Source organism: Tenacibaculum profundi (assembly GCF_057162725.1).
Window position 1 is genome coordinate 2,422,797 of the sequence record NZ_CM169894.1, and the last position, 19,612, is coordinate 2,442,408.

Below are 19,612 nucleotides of genomic sequence, written 5' to 3' on the forward strand. Positions count from 1 at the left end.
AACAATGAGAAAACATATAGGTTGGGTTTTAAGTTTAGGGGTTTTACTGAATTCCTGTGACGTGAACAATGAATTACCCGAAATTAAAGGACCTGAAGAGGCAGAGAAAGTTGCTTTACAGGTAGCAAACTTAGATTTTTCAAAATATATTGCTGTTGGTGGCTCATTTACTGCTGGTTTTACTGATGGAGCTTTATTTATCAAGGGGCAAGAAAATTCTTTTCCAAATATTCTGGCAGGTAAATTTGCAATGGCTAATGGTGGTGCTTTCAATCAACCATTAATGTCTGATAATATCGGAGGTTTAATAAGTGGTACTACTGTAGTACAAGAACCAAGATTTTATTTTAATGGTGCAGGACCAGCAAGGCTAGATAAAATACCAACCACACAAGTTGGAGTGCCAGCAACAGGGGCTCCTGATTTTCATAATTATGGAATTCCAGGATCAAAAAGTTTTCACCTTTTAGCATCTGGTTATGGAAATCCGGCAGGTTTGGCGACAAATACAGCAAATCCTTATTTTGTAAGAATGGGACCTACTGCTACGTCTTCAGTTATAGATGAGGTAGTAGCAAAAGAACCTACATTTTTCACTCTTTCAGAAGTAGGAGGGAATGATGTTCTTGATTACGCAATGGAAGGAGGAATAGGAGAAGATCAAACAGGAAATTCAGATGTTAATACATATGGAGCGAAAGATATAACGGATCCAGATACTTTTGCACAAACCTATTCTTTAATAGTGGATGCTTTAACTTCTGGAGGAGCTAAAGGAGTGTTAACGACCATTCCTTATGTAACGTCATTGCCTTATTTTACAACCATTCCTTATAATCCAGTGCCTCTAGATGCGGCTACTGCAGAACTAGCAAATCAAGGATTTGAAGCGTACAATGCAGGTATACAACAAGCGTTTTCGTATTTGGTAGCTAATGCATCAATGACGCAAGAAATGGCTGATACTGAAATAGCGAAACGTACCATTAGTTTTACTGAAGGCGACGGCAATCCAGTAGTTATTTTAGATGAAAGTTTAACTGATTTAACTGCAATTAATCCAGCATTACTAAATTACAGACAAACTACTGCTGATGATTTAATAGTGTTACCAGCAAAGCCTATTATTGGCACAGCTGTAGTGGGTAACCCTACGAAGGTATATGGAGTTTCAGAACCTTTAGAAGATAGATGGGTTTTAACAGCAGATGAAAAGTCTAAAGTAATTACAGCAACTGATTCGTATAACACGTCAATAAGAAATATTGCACAAACAAAAGATTTAGCTCTTGCGGACATTAAAGCGACTTTGGAGCAAGCTTCAAAAAGCGGAGTTGCTTTTGATGAATTCACCATGAACACAAGTTTAGTTTCTGGTGGTTTAGTGGGGTTAGATGGAATTCATTTGACAGCAAGAGGGTATGCTTTTATGGCTAATACGATTTTAAAAGCAATAGACGCCAAGTATGAATCAAATTTCACTGATGCAACAAACACTTTAGCAAAAGCAGAAGACTTTCCAACAAATTACTCACCTACGTTATTACCCTAACTTAGGCGATTTTATAATTATAAAGAAAAAGAAGTTGAAAATTTAATTTTCAACTTCTTTTTCTTTATCAGAATTGATAATGTATTTTTTATATTTTCCATCTTTATACCGATGATAAATAAAAATTGGCATTAATATAAAGGCCATGTATAGGACACCTAACCCCATAACGATTTGAGCTTTTGGGTGTGCTAAGTTTAATAAAATTGTGCCCGTAGCCATCCATAAAATAAATAGCAAGAATAATATTTTTATCAATTTCATTTTTGATTTCTCTTAGATTATAGTAAAAATAACTTTTAAAATTAAACACCTATCTGGTTAAAGATAGGTGTTTAATGTATTTTTATATTTTCCTTACATTTTTTGCAGCCATGATTTTATATCAATTTCTTTTTTAATAATAGTTTTTAAATCTGTTATTTTTACTCTATTTTGTTCCATAGAATCTCTGTGTCGAATAGTAACAGTATTGTTGTCAATGGTTTCATGATCTACAGTAATACAAAAAGGTGTTCCTATGGCATCCTGACGACGATATCGACGGCCTACAGCGTCTTTTTCATCATAGGTAGTACTAAAGTCCCATTTTAACTCATCTAAAATTTTACGAGCAATTTCTGGTAAACCATCTTTTTTAACTAATGGTAGAATAGCTGCTTTTATAGGAGCTAAAACAGAGGGTAGTTTTAGAACTACTCTAGTGGTATTATTATCGAGTTTTTCTTCTTTTAAAGAATTAGCAAAAACAGCTAAGAACATTCTGTCCAAACCAATAGAAGTTTCAACCACATATGGTACGTAGTTTTTATTTTCTTCATGATCAAAATACTGCATCTTTTTTCCAGAATATTCTTCATGAGCTTTTAAATCAAAATCGGTTCTTGAGTGAATTCCTTCTAGCTCTTTAAAACCAAATGGAAATTTAAACTCAATATCGGCTGCAGCATCTGCGTAATGAGCTAGTTTTTCATGATCATGAAAACGATAATTGTCTTTTCCCATGCCTAAAGATAAATGCCATTTCAAGCGTGTTTCTTTCCATGTTTCATACCATTTTTTTTGAGTTCCTGGCTTTACAAAGAATTGCATTTCCATTTGTTCAAATTCCCTCATTCTAAAAATGAACTGACGAGCTACAATTTCATTTCTAAAAGCTTTACCTGTTTGTGCAATTCCAAAAGGAATCTTCATACGCCCTGTTTTTTGAACATTTAAAAAGTTCACAAAAATACCTTGTGCAGTTTCAGGACGCAAATATACCTGCATAGAGCTATCTGCAGAAGCACCTAATTGAGTACCGAACATTAAGTTAAACTGTTTAACATCTGTCCAGTTTTTACTACCTGTTAAAGGGTCAGCAATTTCAAGTTCTTCAATCAATAATTTGACATCAGCTAAATCTTCATTTTCTAGAGATTTGCCCAGTCTACTTAAGATTGTATTAATTTTTTCTTGATAACCAAGAACACGGGGGTTCGTAGTTACGAATTCATCTTTACTGAAAGTATCGCCGAAACGCTTTTGTGCTTTTTTTATTTCTTTTTCAATTTTTACCTCAATTTTTGCACAGTAATCTTCAACTAAAACATCGGCACGGTATCTTTTTTTACTGTCCTTATTATCAATAAGAGGATCATTAAAAGCATCAACGTGGCCAGAAGCTTTCCAAGTAGTTGGGTGCATCAAAATAGAAGCATCAATGCCAACAATATTTTCATGCATCTGGACCATTGCTTTCCACCAATAGTCTCTTATATTTTTCTTAAGCTCAGCTCCGTTTTGAGCATAGTCATATACAGCACTTAAACCATCATAAATTTCAGAAGATTGAAAGATATAACCGTATTCTTTTGCGTGCGAAATTACTTTTTTAAATAAATCATCTTGTTTTGCCATCTTGCAAAAATAAAAGAAGCTTTTAAACTATTGTTAATTACATAAAAAAAAGTGAAGTTTTTTAGGCTTCACTTTTTTGTGTTATGCAATGTAAATTATTTTCAATCTATTTTAGATCAATTGAGGAGTTACCCGAATAGTTTCCATCGATAAAGGTACTTACGGTATATTTACCTTTGAATATATCATCACGGTTAACTAAGATAAGGGAAACTAAACTCAATCTACTATTGTTGTAATTTACAACCAAAGAATCGCTATATAATATTTTTGTACCGTTGTTTAGGTTGGTTTTACCTTTTGGAGTAATCACATTTTTTTTATCATCAATAATTTGGATATAAACTTTTTTATTTCCAGCTGTAGTTACCTCATTATCAAGCAAGTCAAAGTTTATTTTGAATGCATCTGTTCTACTTGATCTTGAGGTACTTGTTAGTTTTCCACTACTTCGTTCTTTCATGGCAACTATTTTTACAGGACTAATTTCAATTTTTGAGGCTATGGCAACTTTAGCCTCGAGTTTTTTATTTTCTTCAACTAGTTCTGTATTTGTAGTTTCTTTTTGAGTTAATATTTCGTTAGTCAAAATATTTTTCTCAGCTAAATCTTTATTTGCTGAGTTTAGTGAGTCAATTTTTATAAAGAGTCTTCTGTTTTCTCTTTCTAGACTTGTAATTTTACTTCTATATTTTCTAATTAAGTTATAATTATTCATCTCAATTTTAGAAATAGAGTCTCTTAAGTTTTTCATTTTTTGAACTTCTATTCTTAATCTTTTTGAAAGTCCTTTTTTCACTACTACAACTTCAGTATAATCATTAATCATCTCATCTAATGCATTTTTTAAGTCCTTTTTTTCTTGTTTAAAAACACTCTGAAGCTCTTTGATTTCACTTGATGTTTTCAAGCTATATAATGACAAAAAGAGTATAATAAATAATAGGACGACAAGTAAAGTGTTTTTTTTAGTATTTGATTTCATTTTTATAAAGTGTTAAGAAGGTTGCTATAAATATATTCGTATTGCATTAAGGTTAATGATTTTAAAGTTTTAAAAAAATAAACCTGTGTGTAAATTAAAGTTTTTAACGTTTATAGTTCTACAGTATTATGTTTTCGTATTGTTTTTTCTTTTTGATGTTCTTTACGTTGTCTCATATCTTTTATTTAAAGTTCTATGAGTATAAAATATAAATTGATTACAACGTAATACTAATAGCTTTACAAGAAACTTCTTTTAGAAATTTTAATTTAAAAATATTATTGATGGACTATACTTAATTTTCTTCCCTTTTTTTTCGTGTTCTATCAAAATTAGTACTTGAAGCATCATATATTGAAGGGGTGATTTTTTTCTTTGAAAAGTTATATAAGTTATTGCTTTTAATGGTTTTAGTTTTGATGCTTTTATTTTCTGTTGTTAGCTTGTTGTTAGCTTGAGGTTTATTTGTTTTTTCGCAGGCTAAATTTTTGCAACGTTTTATAAGGTTATTTCTTGAAGCCTTTAGAGTAAGAATAGTGTCTTGTAGTGATTTTATTATTTCAAGTTGATCCTTCATTTTTACTGAAAAATTATGATTTTCAGATGAAAAGTTTTGGGATTGATTTATTGCTCCTTTTAGGGCTTCTTCAAGTTGCTGTTTTTCGTTTTCGAACGTTGCTTTTAAAATATTAAAGTCCCTTGAATTTTGATACGCAAGAAGACCAATAAAAGTTACAAGTGATAGCAGAAATACTATTAACCCTTTGTTTTTTAGTTTTTTGAAAATCATTGTAAGGGGAATTATAAGTCTCAAATTTAAGAAGATATTCACTAAAAAACTATTTTTTTATGCACTTATAGATAAATGCAGGAGGAAAATTTAAAGTTTCGAAACCTAAAATAATATTTTTCCCAAAAACTTTTTTTAATTTTCTAAGATATGATAGAGAGTATTGGTATTGAATAAATAATCCGTTTTTCTTTAGGCAAATGTAGCTGTTATTGAGTATGTTGTTGGATGTTTTTTTAGGGATAATGGTAAGGGGAAGACTTGAGATGATTACATCAACTTCATTAAAACCTAATTTATCTAATTCTTGAATAATATTCTCAGCAGACTTGTTGAGTACGATAAGTTGCGGATTTTTAAATTCTTTTAACATTCTATAAAAGGTGTCATTTATTTCAAAGCAAATAAGTCTAGATTTAGGGTTTAACTTTTCTAAAATACTTTTCGTAATAGCGCCATTCCCAGGTCCAAGTTCTATTATTATTTGAGATTTTGAGAAATCAATTTTATCGAGCATTTTATTTGTTAAGAAGCGAGAGCTGGGAATTAATGTTCCAGATGTTTTATAGCTTTTTACAGCTTCCTTGAAAAAAGAGATTGTTTTGGTCACTAATTGATTGTTTTTTAATAAATTGCTAAAAAAGAGCTGATGTAAAATGAAATTAATAAAAGACCTTCTCTCTATTTTTTTTCCTGATTTATGTATCAATTGTTATTCAAGACTTTTAGAAAAGGAAAATCATTTATGCACTATTTGCTTAAATGATATACCTGTTATAGTCTTCAACGATATAACTAAAAAAATGTTAAAAAGCATTTTTTATGGAAAAATACCCATAGAGGACATTTATTCGTTTATGTATTTCACTAAAAATGGAATCACTCAAAAATTAATTCACGGGTTAAAATACAAAAATCAGGAGAATATAGGTGAATTTCTTGGAAGAAGAATATGTTATGAAATAACTAAATTACAATTATTTACTAAAATAGATGTTATCGTTCCTGTTCCATTGCATAAAAGTAAATTGAAAATAAGAGGCTATAATCAAGTTGATTATCTTGGAAAGGTTTTAAGCATTCATTTGGATATTCCATTTATGAGTGGAGTGATTGAAAGGGAAGCAAAAAGTAAAACACAGACTGGAAAACGAAGGTTTGAAAGGTTTTCTAATTCAGATCGTAAATTTTATATTCCCAATATTGAATGTTTGGAAAACAAGCATGTTTTATTATTAGACGATGTAATTACAACAGGAGGGACATTAATATCTTGTAGTGAAGAGTTATTGAAAGTTAAAAATATCAAAATAAGCATATGTACTATTGCATATACAGAGAAAGGATAATTTTTAGTTAGTGTTATTTTACTACTTTTGATACTTATTCAAAATACTTGTCTTGTGAAGATAATATCAAAAATAGTAGTGTTTTTTATGGCTATGTTATTTTTCAGTTGTGCTAGAAAAGGAAGGCCAGAAGGAGGCCCTAAAGATGAAGAAGCTCCAATTATGGTGACTGCTAATCCTCCTTATAAAACAATTAATTTCGACAAAAAATCGGTGAAAATATACTTTAATGAATATGTTGTTTTAAAAGATCTTATGAAACAATTAATAGTTTCACCTCCATTAAAAACTCCCTTAGTTATCAATCCACAGGGCACGCCAAGCAAGCATTTTACTATTAAAATATTAGATACGTTAAAATCTAATACCACTTATACTTTTAATTTTGGTAATGCAATTCAAGACAATAATGAGGGTAATAAACTAGAAAGTTTCAAATATGTATTTTCAACAGGAAAATCTATAGATTCTTTAAATATTAAAGGAGAAGTTACACACTCATACAATAAAGAAAAAGAAAAAAATATTAGTGTTTTATTATATAAATTAAGCGATTTACTTAACGATTCAATAATATATAAATCTAAACCTGAGTATGTTACTAGTACTTTGGATTCTACTAATTTTAATTTTAGTAATATAAAAGAAGGGAAGTATTTTATGATAGCTTTAAAAGAGACTACTAATGATTATTTATACAACCCTAAAACAGATGAAATCGGTTTTTTGAATGATACACTTACTTTACCAAAAGATAGTATTGTTATAGAGAAGTTACGCTTATTCAAAGAAAAGAAGCCATTCAAACTAAAAAGGGCAAAAGAGCTTTTTAAAGGAAAGATTCAGTTTGGTTTTGAAGGAGAAAGAAAAGGAGTTGAAATTGAGTTGTTATCTAAAACTATCCCTTCTTATAAAGGGTTCTATAAGTATGAAAAAGAAAAAGATACCTTGTTATACTGGCATACTCCTTTAGAGGTAGATTCTTTAAATTTTTTAGTAAAAAAAGATGAAGTAATTGATACAGTAACGGTTCGCTTGAGAAAGAAAAAAATAGATTCGTTGAAAATTACATCCAATATTTCATCTATATTACATCCAAGAGATACATTTTTTTTAGAGACTAACAATCCTATAAAAAGCATAGATTCTACAAAAATACACTTAACTGATAAAGATACTGTTCAAATTCCTTTTAATTTGAAGAAAATAGATATTAATAAATTAGCCGTACTTTTTAAATCAAAAGATAACTGGGGTTACAGTTTAAAGCTGCTACCAAATGCAATAAATGATCTATATGAGGTCAAAAATGATACACTTAATTACCAGTTTAATACTAAAGATGTTGAAGATTATGGGAGTATTGTTTTAGATGTGAGAAACAAGTCGCAAAAAAGCCTAATTCTTCAGTTACTTAGAAAGAATAAAGTCTTTCTTGAAAAGAAAGTGAGGCTATCTAAAGAAATTAAATTCATGTCACTTGAACCTGATGAGTATACCATAAGGGTTATTATAGATAAAAATGATAACGGTTTGTGGGATACAGGAGATTATTTAAAAAGAGTTCAACCAGAAAAGGTTATATATATGCCTCAAGAGTTTAAACTTAGAGCAAATTGGGTTCAAAGTGAAATATTAGAGATTAATTAAAAAAAGCTGTCTTTTAAACAGCTTTTTTTAATTATTTGATTTATTCCAAGTGTCCCTCAAACCAACAGTTTTATTAAATACAAGGTTATTTGGAGCTGAATCATTATCAATATTGAAATATCCAAGCCTTTGAAACTGGAAGGAATCTCCTATATTAGAGTTTTTTAGACTGGGTTCAACATAAGCATGAATTACTTTTAAAGAATTTGGGTTTAAAAATTCCATGAAATCTTTTTCTTTATGATTGTCTGGAGCTTCATCAGAGAATAGGCGATCATAAATTCTAACTTCAGCTTTTATAGAATGCTTTATAGATACCCAATGAAGTGTTCCTTTAACTTTACGCTTGCTTTCTTCCGTTCCACTGCCAGATTTACTTAAAGGATCATATGTACAATGAATTTCTGTAATATTTCCGTTTTCATCTTTAATACAATTTTTACCTTTGATGATATATGCATTTTTTAAACGAACTTCTTTACCAAGTGTTAAACGAAAATATTTTTTATTTGCTTCTTCTTTGAAGTCTTCTCGTTCAATATATAGTTCTTTTGAAAAAGGAACTTCTCTGGTATCGGTATTGTTGTCTTCTGGATTGTTCTTTGCAATTAATATTTCTTCTTTGCCTTCAGGATAATTGGTGATTATCAATTTAACAGGGTTTAACACCCCCATTACTCTATTAGCTGTTTTATTTAAGTCTTCCCGAATCTTAAATTCTAACAAGGCTACATCAATAACATTTTCTCTTTTTGAAACACCTACAGTTTCAACAAAACTATTGATTGCTGTTGGAGTATATCCTCTTCTTCTCAACCCTGAAATTGTGGGCATCCTAGGATCATCCCATCCAGAGACAACGCCTTGTTCAACGAGCTTCATTAACTTTCGCTTACTCATAACAGTATAACTCAAGTTTAAACGAGAGAATTCTCGTTGTTTTGGAGCTAAAGGGTAGTTTAATTTACCATAGCCATATACATTATCTCTAAACCAATTATAGAGTTCTCTGTGAGGTTTAAACTCAAGAGAACATAATGAATGAGAAATCTGTTCAATATAATCGCTTTCACCGTGAGTCCAGTCATACATTGGATAAATTACCCAATCGTTACCAGTTCTATGATGTGTCTTTTTTAAAACACGATACATAATGGGATCACGCATTAACATATTTGGAGATTTCATGTCTATTTTTGCACGTAAAACATGAGTTCCTTCATTAAATTGACCTTCTTTCATTTTAGTAAAAAGGTCAAGATTTTCTTCAACAGCTCGATTTCTAAAAGGACTATCTATTCCATGTGTTGTGGGAGTTCCTTTTTGAAGAGCCATTTTTTCTGAAGATTGAGAGTCAACATAAGCCTTACCTTCTTTGATTAATTGAATAGCCCAATCATATAGTTGCTGGAAATAATCAGACGAATAACATTCATTAGCCCATTGATAGCCTAACCAAGAAACATCTCTTTTAATAGCGTCAACATATTCTTGTTCTTCTTTTGCGGGGTTTGTATCATCAAAACGAAGGTTAACAGGTGCATTATAATACTTTCCTAATCCGAAGCTAATACCAATCGCTTTTGTATGTCCAATATGTAAATAACCATTGGGTTCGGGAGGAAATCGAAAGCGCAAGCTTTCTCTAGGCATTCCATTAGCCAAATCTTCCTCGATTATTTGTTCAATAAAGTTTAACGATTTTTTTTCTTCTGACATTCTCTTGAAATTGATGTGCAAAATTAAACAAAAATATTCAGTTGAAATAGCGTGCTTGAATAAGCAAAAAAGACAAAGTGTAACTTTGTCTTTTTTGCTTATTCAAGTTAAAAATATTTCTTTTAAAATTACTGCTGATGTAATTGCAGGTTGATCGTAACATTTACATCATCTCCTATAGGAGACATTTTTGAGCCTATCTTAAATATTTCTCTTTTAATAACAGTTTTAAGAGAAAGACCAGCTTTTTGTTTACCTTTAGAGTCAGAAATTATTCCATTTATTTTACCTTTGAAAGTGATCTCTTTGGAAATACCTTTCAGTATTATTTCTCCTGTTAAAGAGAACTCATCATCGTTTAATTTTTCGAATTTATTACTAGTGAATTTTATGTTAGGAAACTTGGTAACATCAAAAAAGTCTGAAGATTTTAAATGATTATCTCTACCTTTCTGATTTGTATCAATTGAGGAGGCATCTATTGTCACTTCAAAAACAGGATTTTTAAAATCATTTTGTGTTTTAGTAGCGATATCAAATTTATTAAAGTTACCAACAACTTCTGAAATTTTAAAATGAGATACTGAAAAAACGATTGAAGAATGCGCTAAATCTGCGTTCCAACTAGTTTGCGAGAAGCAAAAGTTTACAATTAAAAATGTTAAAAATGATAATAAATTTTTTTTCATTATTTTAATAAATTTCTATTTATTTGCAAAAATAAATAAACAATTGATAGTTAGGTTATTAAAAACATTTAAAGGCTTATAATTTTGATCTTAATATGTGTGTAAATAAAGATATTCCAGTTCATGGATTTAAACATTCAGCAATTGTCAATATAGAGAGAATATCACATGACAATCCATATGATTTTCAAAGAGTACATAGACATAAATATTTTGAAGTGCTTTTTTTTGTCAAGGGAGGAGGGACTCAGCTTATTGATTTTAAGACTATTGAAATCAAAAATTATGCCTGTTATATGGTTAAGCCAAGACAGATACATCTTTTGAAACGAGACAAAGAAGCTGATGGCTACCTTATTCAATTTGATGATGCATCTATACCTAGAGAGTTAAAAAATTCTTTATCTATTTTGCAGTACTACAGTAACACTTCTATTATATTTGAAAATAATGAAGACTTAACAACCAAAATTGTTCAATTTATAAAAATATTGGCTGATTTAAAAAAATCTGAAACCGCGTTTATAAGGGAAAGAATGAGTCATTTGTTGGCATTAATTATTTATGAATTAGAGCTTAATTTGGTAGATGAATGTGTTGGAAATAAGGTAGTTGATAAAACACTGTTGAAATATACAAAATTGGTAGATGAATATTTTAATCAGTATTCTGTAAAAGAGTACGCATCCATGTTACATATTTCAACAAGGAAATTAACAGATTTGGTTAAAGAGGCTTATGGAGTTACTCCGCTAAAATTTATTCATAACGCTTTAATTCTTGAGATACAAAGAGAGCTCATATTTAATAGTCTTAATATAAAAGAGATTTGCTATAAGTTTAATTTTGATTCGCTGTCAAATTTTAGCCTTTTTGTTAAAAAAATGTCAGGATATAGTCCTTCTGAATTACAAAAAACCTTGTTGAAATAAAAGCTGACTAAAACCTTATATAAAAGCCTTAGTCAGTCTGTGCAAAAAAGCACCGTTTTATTTTACAGATAAACGATTGTTATTCATGTTGATGTCAGCCATGAGTTTGGATGGGTCAATTTCTACAGTTTTTACTTTTTTTGTTGTTGTAAAAGAATATGTAGGGTGTGCAAATGTCCAGTCCTCTAAAATGATTGCTTCTGTAGGTTTGTTCCCTCTCATCATTCTTAAAGGGATATTAAAGGTTTCTTTAGAGTTATCCATATAAGTGATTTCAAGATCAATAGGCATTGGCATTTTACCTATACGCTCTAAAGTAATTTCTTTTTCGTTTATTTCTTTTACACCGTAATCTATAGTGTGTGTTGTTTGCGTCCATTCATTTATATACCAGTCTAAGTGTATGTCAGAAACTTTTTCGGCAGTTCTTTTTAAATCATTAGGTGTAGGGTGTTTAAATGAAAAGTCATTAAAATATCTTTTTAATGTTTTTTTTACATTTTCTATACCAATGATGTACTCTAGTTGACAGAGAAAAATACTCCCTTTAGAATAGCTCCCAACTCCATATGCTGTATTTGTATGATACCTATCAGCGTGAGTAGTTAAAGGCTCTTCCATATTTCCATATACAACATTCATATAGCTTTTGTAAGATCCTAAATTTGGATTTTTTCTTCTTTTATTTAGTATGTCATTTTCAGCTTTATTTGAAATATACGTCGTAAAACCTTCATCCATCCACGGGTGTTTTGTTTCATTTGTGGCTAATAAAAATTGAAACCAAGTATGCGCTAATTCATGTGCAGTAACTCCAAAAAGACTATCGAAATTTCGCTTACCTGTGATTAGTGTACACATGGCATATTCCATACCTCCATCACCACCTTGGATAACGGAGTATTGTTTGTAAGGGTAATGACCAATATTTTTACTAAAGTAATTCATTAAATCAGCAGTTTTACTTTGTAGCTTTTTCCAATTTTTGATGTATTCTTTGCTTAAGTTTTTTTTGTAAAAGAAATGTAGAGAAATTCCTTTTTTCATTTCATATATGTCATGAATATATTCTGGATCAGCAGCCCATGTAAAATCGTGAACATTGGGTGCCTTAAATCGCCAAGTAATCTTTTTGTTTTTATTCTCCTTAATTATAGGGTTTCCTTTGTTGTACCCGTGTCCTACTTCTTTTGGATTTTGTAAGTATCCAGTACTAGCAACAGTGTAGTTTTTGTCAATGTGAATGGTAACGTCAAAGTTACCCCAAACCCCATGAAATTCCCGACCAATATATGGGGGTGTATGCCATCCTTCGAAGTCATATTCAGCCATTTTAGGATACCACTGAGTCATTGACAAGGCTACACCTTCTTTGTTATTTCTTCCAGACCTTCTGATTTGTTTAGGAATTTGAGCATCAAATATCATATTAAATGCAACACTTTCACCAGGTTTAATAGGTGTAATTAAAGGAACTTCTAGAATAGTTCCTACTGTTTTAAAAGTAAGATTAATTCCGTTTTGTTTTAAGCTTTTCACCTTTATAAACCCTATTTCAGATGAGGTTAATTTACTAATTCGATCACTCACTCTGCTATCTGGATCTTGAATGTTTCTTGAGCGAATATCCATTTGAGATCCTGGTTGAAAGGCGTTTAGGTATAAGTGATAAAAGACTTTTTTTAAAGTGTCAGGCGAGTTATTAGTATATGTTAAATGTTGTTTTCCTTTATATTGGTATTTTTTAACATCCATGTCAATTTCCATGTTATAATTAACATGCTGTTGCCAATAACTATTATTTTTTTTAGATTGTTCTTGTCTTGTATTATTAGTTTTCTCCTGCGCAGATATAGATATATTGGTAAGTGAAAAAAGAGACAAGGTTATTAATATTAGTTTTTTCAAGCGGATAAATTTTAGTTATATTTTATTTCTTTACATAAAAAGAGCATTTAATTAAACTAAATGCTCTTTTCAAAGATACTCAAATTAAATGAGTTATTTTATTTTTTCAACATGCTGTCTGCCATTATTAAGGCATTATAGGCATTTACAATACGTCCAGAAACAGATAAATCAGAAAAGTTAACCAAATCATTTGCAGAAGAAGATGGCCCTTGTGATCCAGGTTTTAAAACTTTCATATTAATTTTAGTTCCAGAGTTCATTAAAATATGCTTTACTTGACTCGCTGTTAATTGAGGGTAGTAAGAACGAATTAATGCCGCAACACCTGCCGTATTCGGAGCAGCCATAGAGGTGCCACTAAACTTTTTATATTCATTTTCGGGAGTAGTAGAATAAATTTCTACTCCAGGAGCAAATACATCTACATTTATTTTACCATAATTAGAGAAAGAGGCTGGTAAGTTTTCGTTATACTTTACACTCATAGCCCCCACAGTGATAAAATTATCAGAAATTTCGTTTTTTAAATCAGGAGCATCATTTGGAAATGTTTTTTCAATATCAATATTTTTTCCATCATTTCCTGCTGCATTTACAATTAAAACATCTTTTTTCGCTGCATATTTAATTGCGTCATAAACCCATTCTTTATTTGGAGAAAATCCTTTGCCGAAGCTTGTATTAATTACTTTGGCTCCATTATCTACAGCATATCGGATACCTAGTGCAACATCCTTGTCATATTCATCGCCATCAGAAACTGTTCTTACAGCCATTATTTTAATATTTTTAGCAACACCATTAATTCCTATGTTATTATCTCTTGTTGCTCCGATGATTCCAGAAACATGTGATCCATGAGCTTCGTCTTTTTCAGAATGACCAGTATTAGCATCTCCATAACCAGGTTTGTCATTAATGTCGTAAGCATTATCCCCTACAACTTTACGATAATCTTTTTTTAGATTATCTCCATTTATAGTTTTATCTGCTTTTTTTAGTTCTTTTTCAAAGTATTCTTTTGCTTCATTTAGCGAAGAGAAATAATTAAACATACCTGATGCAAAATCCACTGCTTTTTTTAATTCTGGAGATGGATCTTTTATTTTTTTGATATCATCAGCAGTATAGTCATTTTTACCAAAGTGTTCTTCCAGTATTTTTTTTGATTCAAGGCATCCAAATACGTAGTTTCCATAAGTGGCCTTTGTTCTTTGAGCCTCATCAACCTTTTTTTCTTGAAAGGCCTTTACTTCATCTAAAGTTTCTTTATCTGCAATAGCAGGATTCATTAAAATCCGTTCATACTCAAGATGTTCTGTGTAAGATTTTCCTAGGAAATTCCACCCATTTATATCATCGATATAACCATTTTTATCATCGTCAATACCGTTATTAGCAATTTCATTTTTATTAATCCAAGCAACATCTTTTAAATCTTCATGTTTTAAGTCTGTTCCACTATCTACTACTCCAACAACAATTTCAGTTCCTATCTTATTTTTTAAAAACTCGTGAGCTTTGATAACACTCATTCCTGGAATCGTATCTTTAGCTAGGTCTAAGTGTTGCCAGTTATTTTTTTGATATTCTGTTAAAGGTGATTTTTTGTGAGCAATAATTACTGAATTGTTATTTCCTGCAGGTACAGGAATTTTACTTATAGAAGAACAACTTGTCAAAATTGCGGTAGTCATAGCCGAAAAAAATACGGGCTTCAAAATTCTCATAATTCTTATCTTAATTAAAAATGTCTGTAAATTTAAAACTTTCTTTTAAACGAACACCTTTTTCAGTATGCTGGACTGTACATATTTCGTTATTAGCATCATGTTCGAGAAATAAATAGAAATTATTATCGGCAGCTTCATTTAAAAAAACTTGTTTTTCTTTTATTGTGAGTAACGGCCTTGTATCATACCCCATTACATATGGTAGCGGGATATGACCTACTGTAGGAAGTAAATCAGCCATAAAAACAATGGTTTTTCCTTTGTAACTGATTTTTGGTAACATTTGTTTTTCTGTATGACCATCTACAAAGATAACATCAAACCCTATTTGATCTTTAGCATTACGATGGATAAAGTTTAGTTGTCCGTTTTCTTCAATAGGTATTATGTTTTCCTTTAAAAAAGAAGCTTTTTCGCGAAAATTTGGTTTAATTGCCCATTGCCAATGTCTATCATTACTCCAAACTTTAGCGTTTTTAAATGCAGGTATATACCCTGATCTATTATCATTCCATTGAATAACACCTCCGCAATGATCAAAGTGTAAGTGTGTTAGAAATACATCAGTGATGTCGTCGCGATGAAAACCATGTTTAGCAAGGGAGGAGTCTAGTGAAAAATTACCGAATAAGTAGTAGTAGCCAAAAAACTTATCAGACTGTTTATTACCAAGTCCTGTATCAATTAAAATTAAACGATTTCCGTCTTCGATTAATAAGCAACGCATGCTCATTTCAATCATGTTTTTTTCGTCTGCTGGATTCGTTTTTTCCCAAATTGATTTTGGAACGACTCCAAACATAGCACCTCCATCTAATTTAAAGTTGCCTGTTTCAATAGGATATATATGCATAACTACAAAGATGCGTAATTTTAATTAATTTATCGTTACTGAAAAATAAAAGAGTAGTCTGTAAAAGAATAATTTTAAAAAAACCTAATAATTTTAAATTATTAGGTTTTTGAGGTGTCGAGCGGATTCGAACCGCTGTAGATGGTGTTGCAGACCACTGCCTAGCCACTCGGCCACGACACCCTTTATTGGTGTGATTCGGGATGCAAATTTACACCTTTTATTCTTTATTACAAATGTTTTTTAATTTTTACGAATATCTTTTAATACAATCACCACTTCTTCAACATTTCCTCCAATAGGAGGGTTTATTTTAGCTACTTTTACCGTTGCTTCTTGAACTAAACTTAATTCTTTGAAAATACGATTTAAAATTCTTTTCGCAACATGTTCAAGTAACTTAGACCTTACAGCCATTTCGTCTTTAACAATATTATTCAAATGTACATAATCGACAGTATCTGTTAATATATCAGATTCTGCAGATGTTGTTAAATCTGCTTTGATTTCAAGATCTACCCTGTATTCAGATCCTATTTTGGCTTCTTCTTTTAAACATCCGTGATTAGTGAATAAACGGATATTATTTACTTGTATTATTCCCATAGCACAAAGATATTAATCTTTTAGTACGCAAGTGATGTTTTCTAGGCAAGATAGTATTCTTAATGACTTTATTTATTTAATCTCAAAAGTTTGTTTTTTTGAGGAAGCTTCAACGGTATACTTACCTTTTGGTAAATAATACATGTTGTTGTCAGCTTTTTTAATTTCAGCTTTTTTTTCATAATTTAAATAATCTATTTTGCCTTTTTTTGAAAAAGTAAGGTCATAAACTATATAGTTAAAACCTCTCGACACATTAGTAATTATTTGATTAACAGTAGTGTTTTTCGATTTAATATTTAGCGTTAATTTTTTGTCTGAATTTGAAAAGAACGTTATTATTTGTTTGGGTATGTTGGCTTTTGACCACTTACTCCATGAACTACCCCAGCTAGGTTTTTTATCAATATCATTAATTGGAAAAAGAAAATTTTCTTTTGTATTTTTAAGTTGTTGGAAATGAGAAATTTTTGTTTTGTATAAGCTGCGGCCATGAGTAGCTAATATTAGTTCTTTTGCTTTTGGTTGAATGACTAAATCATGAATAGCAACATTTGGAATTTTCGAAAATGGGTTCCAATTCTTACCGTCATCAAAAGTAATGTAAGCTCCGTTATCCGTTCCGACATATAAAACGTTCTCTTTTAAAGGGTCTTCTTTAATAACATTAACAGGAGAATTTGGAATATTGTGGCTAATACTAACCCAGTCTTTTCCGTAATTATCTGATTTATATATATAGCTTTTAAAGTGATCGAAGCGATATCCGTTTAGCGTAGCGTAAACTCTCTCTTGCTTGTGCTTAGAGGCTATAATTCTACTGACCCAAAGATTTTTGGGTAGGTTTTTTGAGATTTTTTCCCAAGACCCACCACTATTTTTAGTTATGTGAATTAAACCATCGTCAGATCCTACATATATTAAACCAAACTTAAATGGGCTTTCAGAAATAGTGGTAAGAGTCCCATATGCAACATTTCCTTCTTTTTCCCCTTGAGTTAAATCTTTAGAAATAGTTTCCCAATTGTTCCCCTGGTTTAATGAACGATGCAGTTTATTTCCTCCTAAGTAAAGAATGTCTTGATTATGCTTAGATAATAGAATAGGTGTTTGCCAATTAAAACGAAATGGATTCTCTCCCAAATCATGCTTTGGTTGAATATGTTTTTGTTTTTTTGTTTTTCTATTAATTCTGTAATAATTACCAAATTGATAACCAGTATAAACAATATCAGGATCTCTGTCATCAACCGCTATCTGCATTCCGTCTCCTCCCATTAAATTTTCATAAGGATTTTTGCCAGATTGTTTCCATGATTTATTTATTTCAACATTATTGTTGGCAACCCAAACCCCATTATCTTGAAGACCTCCGTATATTTTATAATTTTTTTGATTATCGGCGTAAACTGAATAAAATTGACCTACTGCAGGGGAGTTTAGTTTTATCCAGTTTTCACCATCATCATAAGATATATTCAGCCCTCCGTCATTCCCATCAATTAGATGCCCTGATCTATTTGGATTGATCCATAGAGTTTGATGATCAGCATGTACATTTTCTTTACTAATAGAGAAAAAGGTCTTGCCTCCGTCATTTGATTTTAAAATAGGTACTCCTAAAGCATAAATTTTATTTTCATTTTGTGGATCCACCCTTATTTCGCCAAAATAATAACCATATGAGTAATATAAGTCATCTAGATACCCTTTATGTGTTTTTCTCCATGAATTACCACCATTAATTGTTTTATAAACTTGTGCCCCAATAACTGGTGTGTTAAAAAGTAAAGCATTCGCATTATCCAAGTATTTTACCAAATCTATTGGCTTTATGGATCCAGAACGCACCTTTTGTTTAATATTTTTTGCATTGTATTTTTCATGGAAACCATTTGTCTTTAGGTAGGTATTTAGCTTTTCATCAGTTAAATTTAAAAATTCAGAAGTACTGATGCTTATGAGTTTTTTTTTAGTTAACGTGTTAGAATTACTTTTCTCTTCCTTTCGTCTGAATTGGTTATCAAGAATAGCGTAAACTTTATTTTCATCAAATACAGCTAGTCCAATTCTTCCTATTCCTTCCCCTTCAGGAAATCCATTGTTTTTTGAAATTTTTTTCCATGATTTACCAGCATCGATACTCTTATAAACCGCAGATCTAGTACCATCACCGTCAAAATTCCAAGCTTTTCTCTCACGTTCCCATGAAGCAGCGAATAAAACATTAAAATTACCAGGAACCTGCTGAATATCGATAACTCCTGTTTTGTCGTCTATAAATAAAGTATTGTGCCAAGTTTCTCCTCCGTCAGTTGTTCTAAAAATACCTCTTTCTATATTTTTAGAATACAAGTGCCCAATCACTCCAACAACAACTTCGTCAGTATTATTAGGGTTTATAAGAATTTTACCGATATGGTGACTATCATACAGTCCCATATTCTTCCAATTTTTCCCATTATCGGTAGATTTTAAAATACCGATTCCAGCATATGAAGATCGGGAAGAATTATTTTCGCCAGTCCCAACCCAAATAATATTTGCTTTCCAATCTACAGCAATATCGCCAATATTTTGTGTTTGCGACTTGTCTAAGATAGGAGAGAAGGAGTTACCATTATTTTTGGTGTACCAAAGACCACCAGAAGCATATGCGACATAGAATTCTATTGTATTATTGGGGTTTACATCAATATCAACAACACGCCCACTCATAACTGTTGGTCCAATATTTTTAAAAGTAGTCCTTTTAACTAAGGAGCTACTATCAAGTTTATGTTTTTTTCTCAAAAATTGTTGGATATTTTCTACTGAAGTTGGTTTTAATTGTGCTATTATATTTAACGATAACAACAATAACCATAAGTTTATAAATGTTTTCATTTATTTAATTGTTATTTCTGAAAGATAAAGTTGTAAAATAAAAAACAAGTATTAATTT

The 19,612-nt window shown here is 30.8% G+C and carries 16 protein-coding genes and 1 tRNA gene; 4 read left to right on the top strand and 13 right to left on the bottom strand.

Features of this window, described 5'->3' with window-relative positions:
- The first annotated feature begins 4 nt into the window (after positions 1 to 4).
- Positions 5 to 1,552, top strand: a complete 1,548-nt coding sequence (locus tag AC2GW8_RS09845; protein WP_440879705.1) for an SGNH/GDSL hydrolase family protein — start codon at positions 5 to 7, stop codon at positions 1,550 to 1,552.
- 42 nt (positions 1,553 to 1,594) lie between these two features.
- On the opposite strand, the gene AC2GW8_RS09850 is transcribed toward AC2GW8_RS09845, so the two are convergent.
- From AC2GW8_RS09850 to AC2GW8_RS09870, 5 genes are all read right to left on the bottom strand, one after another.
- Positions 1,595 to 1,816, bottom strand: a complete 222-nt coding sequence (locus AC2GW8_RS09850; protein ID WP_440879706.1) for a hypothetical protein — start codon at positions 1,814 to 1,816, stop codon at positions 1,595 to 1,597.
- A 93-nt stretch (positions 1,817 to 1,909) separates the two neighbouring features.
- Positions 1,910 to 3,451 (bottom strand): glycine--tRNA ligase, encoded by a 1,542-nt coding sequence (locus tag AC2GW8_RS09855; protein ID WP_440879707.1) that lies wholly within the window; start codon positions 3,449 to 3,451, stop codon positions 1,910 to 1,912.
- A 106-nt stretch (positions 3,452 to 3,557) separates the two neighbouring features.
- Entirely contained in the window at positions 3,558 to 4,436 is an 879-nt protein-coding gene (locus tag AC2GW8_RS09860; RefSeq protein ID WP_440879708.1) for a DUF8428 domain-containing protein, read from the bottom strand.
- Between the two features lie 295 nt (positions 4,437 to 4,731).
- Positions 4,732 to 5,226, bottom strand: a complete 495-nt coding sequence (locus AC2GW8_RS09865; protein ID WP_440879709.1) for a hypothetical protein — start codon at positions 5,224 to 5,226, stop codon at positions 4,732 to 4,734.
- Positions 5,227 to 5,275: 49 nt separating this feature from the next.
- Positions 5,276 to 5,836 carry a class I SAM-dependent methyltransferase gene (locus AC2GW8_RS09870; protein WP_440879710.1) on the bottom strand — a complete coding sequence of 187 codons (561 nt, stop codon included), beginning with the start codon at positions 5,834 to 5,836 and terminating at the stop codon, positions 5,276 to 5,278.
- Between the two features lie 46 nt (positions 5,837 to 5,882).
- Here AC2GW8_RS09870 and AC2GW8_RS09875 point away from each other — a divergent pair, with 46 nt between their 5' ends.
- The gene (locus tag AC2GW8_RS09875; RefSeq protein ID WP_440879711.1) at positions 5,883 to 6,575 is read left to right on the top strand and encodes a ComF family protein; all 693 of its coding nucleotides are present in this window, start codon (positions 5,883 to 5,885) and stop codon (positions 6,573 to 6,575) included.
- A gap of 54 nt (positions 6,576 to 6,629) precedes the next feature.
- Positions 6,630 to 8,225, top strand: a complete 1,596-nt coding sequence (locus AC2GW8_RS09880; RefSeq protein WP_440879712.1) for an Ig-like domain-containing domain — start codon at positions 6,630 to 6,632, stop codon at positions 8,223 to 8,225.
- Between the two features lie 27 nt (positions 8,226 to 8,252).
- Here AC2GW8_RS09880 and AC2GW8_RS09885 read toward each other — a convergent pair whose 3' ends face one another.
- A complete protein-coding gene (locus AC2GW8_RS09885; RefSeq protein ID WP_440879713.1) occupies positions 8,253 to 9,944 on the bottom strand; it encodes a glutamine--tRNA ligase/YqeY domain fusion protein in 1,692 nt (563 codons plus the stop codon).
- 128 nt (positions 9,945 to 10,072) lie between these two features.
- On the bottom strand, positions 10,073 to 10,633 hold the full coding sequence (locus AC2GW8_RS09890; protein ID WP_440879714.1) for a YceI family protein: 561 nt from the start codon (positions 10,631 to 10,633) through the stop codon (positions 10,073 to 10,075).
- Positions 10,634 to 10,728: 95 nt separating this feature from the next.
- Between AC2GW8_RS09890 and AC2GW8_RS09895 the strand changes: the two genes are divergently transcribed.
- Complete coding sequence (locus AC2GW8_RS09895; protein ID WP_440879715.1) at positions 10,729 to 11,565, top strand: AraC family transcriptional regulator; 837 nt, start codon at positions 10,729 to 10,731, stop codon at positions 11,563 to 11,565.
- 57 nt (positions 11,566 to 11,622) lie between these two features.
- On the opposite strand, the gene AC2GW8_RS09900 is transcribed toward AC2GW8_RS09895, so the two are convergent.
- From AC2GW8_RS09900 to AC2GW8_RS09925, 6 genes are all read right to left on the bottom strand, one after another.
- Positions 11,623 to 13,473 (bottom strand): M1 family metallopeptidase, encoded by a 1,851-nt coding sequence (locus AC2GW8_RS09900; protein ID WP_440879716.1) that lies wholly within the window; start codon positions 13,471 to 13,473, stop codon positions 11,623 to 11,625.
- Between the two features lie 98 nt (positions 13,474 to 13,571).
- On the bottom strand, positions 13,572 to 15,206 hold the full coding sequence (locus tag AC2GW8_RS09905; RefSeq protein WP_440879717.1) for a S8 family serine peptidase: 1,635 nt from the start codon (positions 15,204 to 15,206) through the stop codon (positions 13,572 to 13,574).
- A gap of 10 nt (positions 15,207 to 15,216) precedes the next feature.
- On the bottom strand, positions 15,217 to 16,062 hold the full coding sequence (locus tag AC2GW8_RS09910) for an MBL fold metallo-hydrolase (protein WP_440879718.1): 846 nt from the start codon (positions 16,060 to 16,062) through the stop codon (positions 15,217 to 15,219).
- Positions 16,063 to 16,174: 112 nt separating this feature from the next.
- A tRNA-Cys gene (locus AC2GW8_RS09915) sits at positions 16,175 to 16,245 on the bottom strand.
- 60 nt (positions 16,246 to 16,305) lie between these two features.
- Positions 16,306 to 16,668 carry a dihydroneopterin aldolase gene (folB, locus tag AC2GW8_RS09920; protein WP_440879719.1) on the bottom strand — a complete coding sequence of 121 codons (363 nt, stop codon included), beginning with the start codon at positions 16,666 to 16,668 and terminating at the stop codon, positions 16,306 to 16,308.
- A 72-nt stretch (positions 16,669 to 16,740) separates the two neighbouring features.
- Positions 16,741 to 19,554, bottom strand: a complete 2,814-nt coding sequence (locus AC2GW8_RS09925) for a beta propeller repeat protein (protein ID WP_440879720.1) — start codon at positions 19,552 to 19,554, stop codon at positions 16,741 to 16,743.
- Positions 19,555 to 19,612 lie beyond the last annotated feature (58 nt).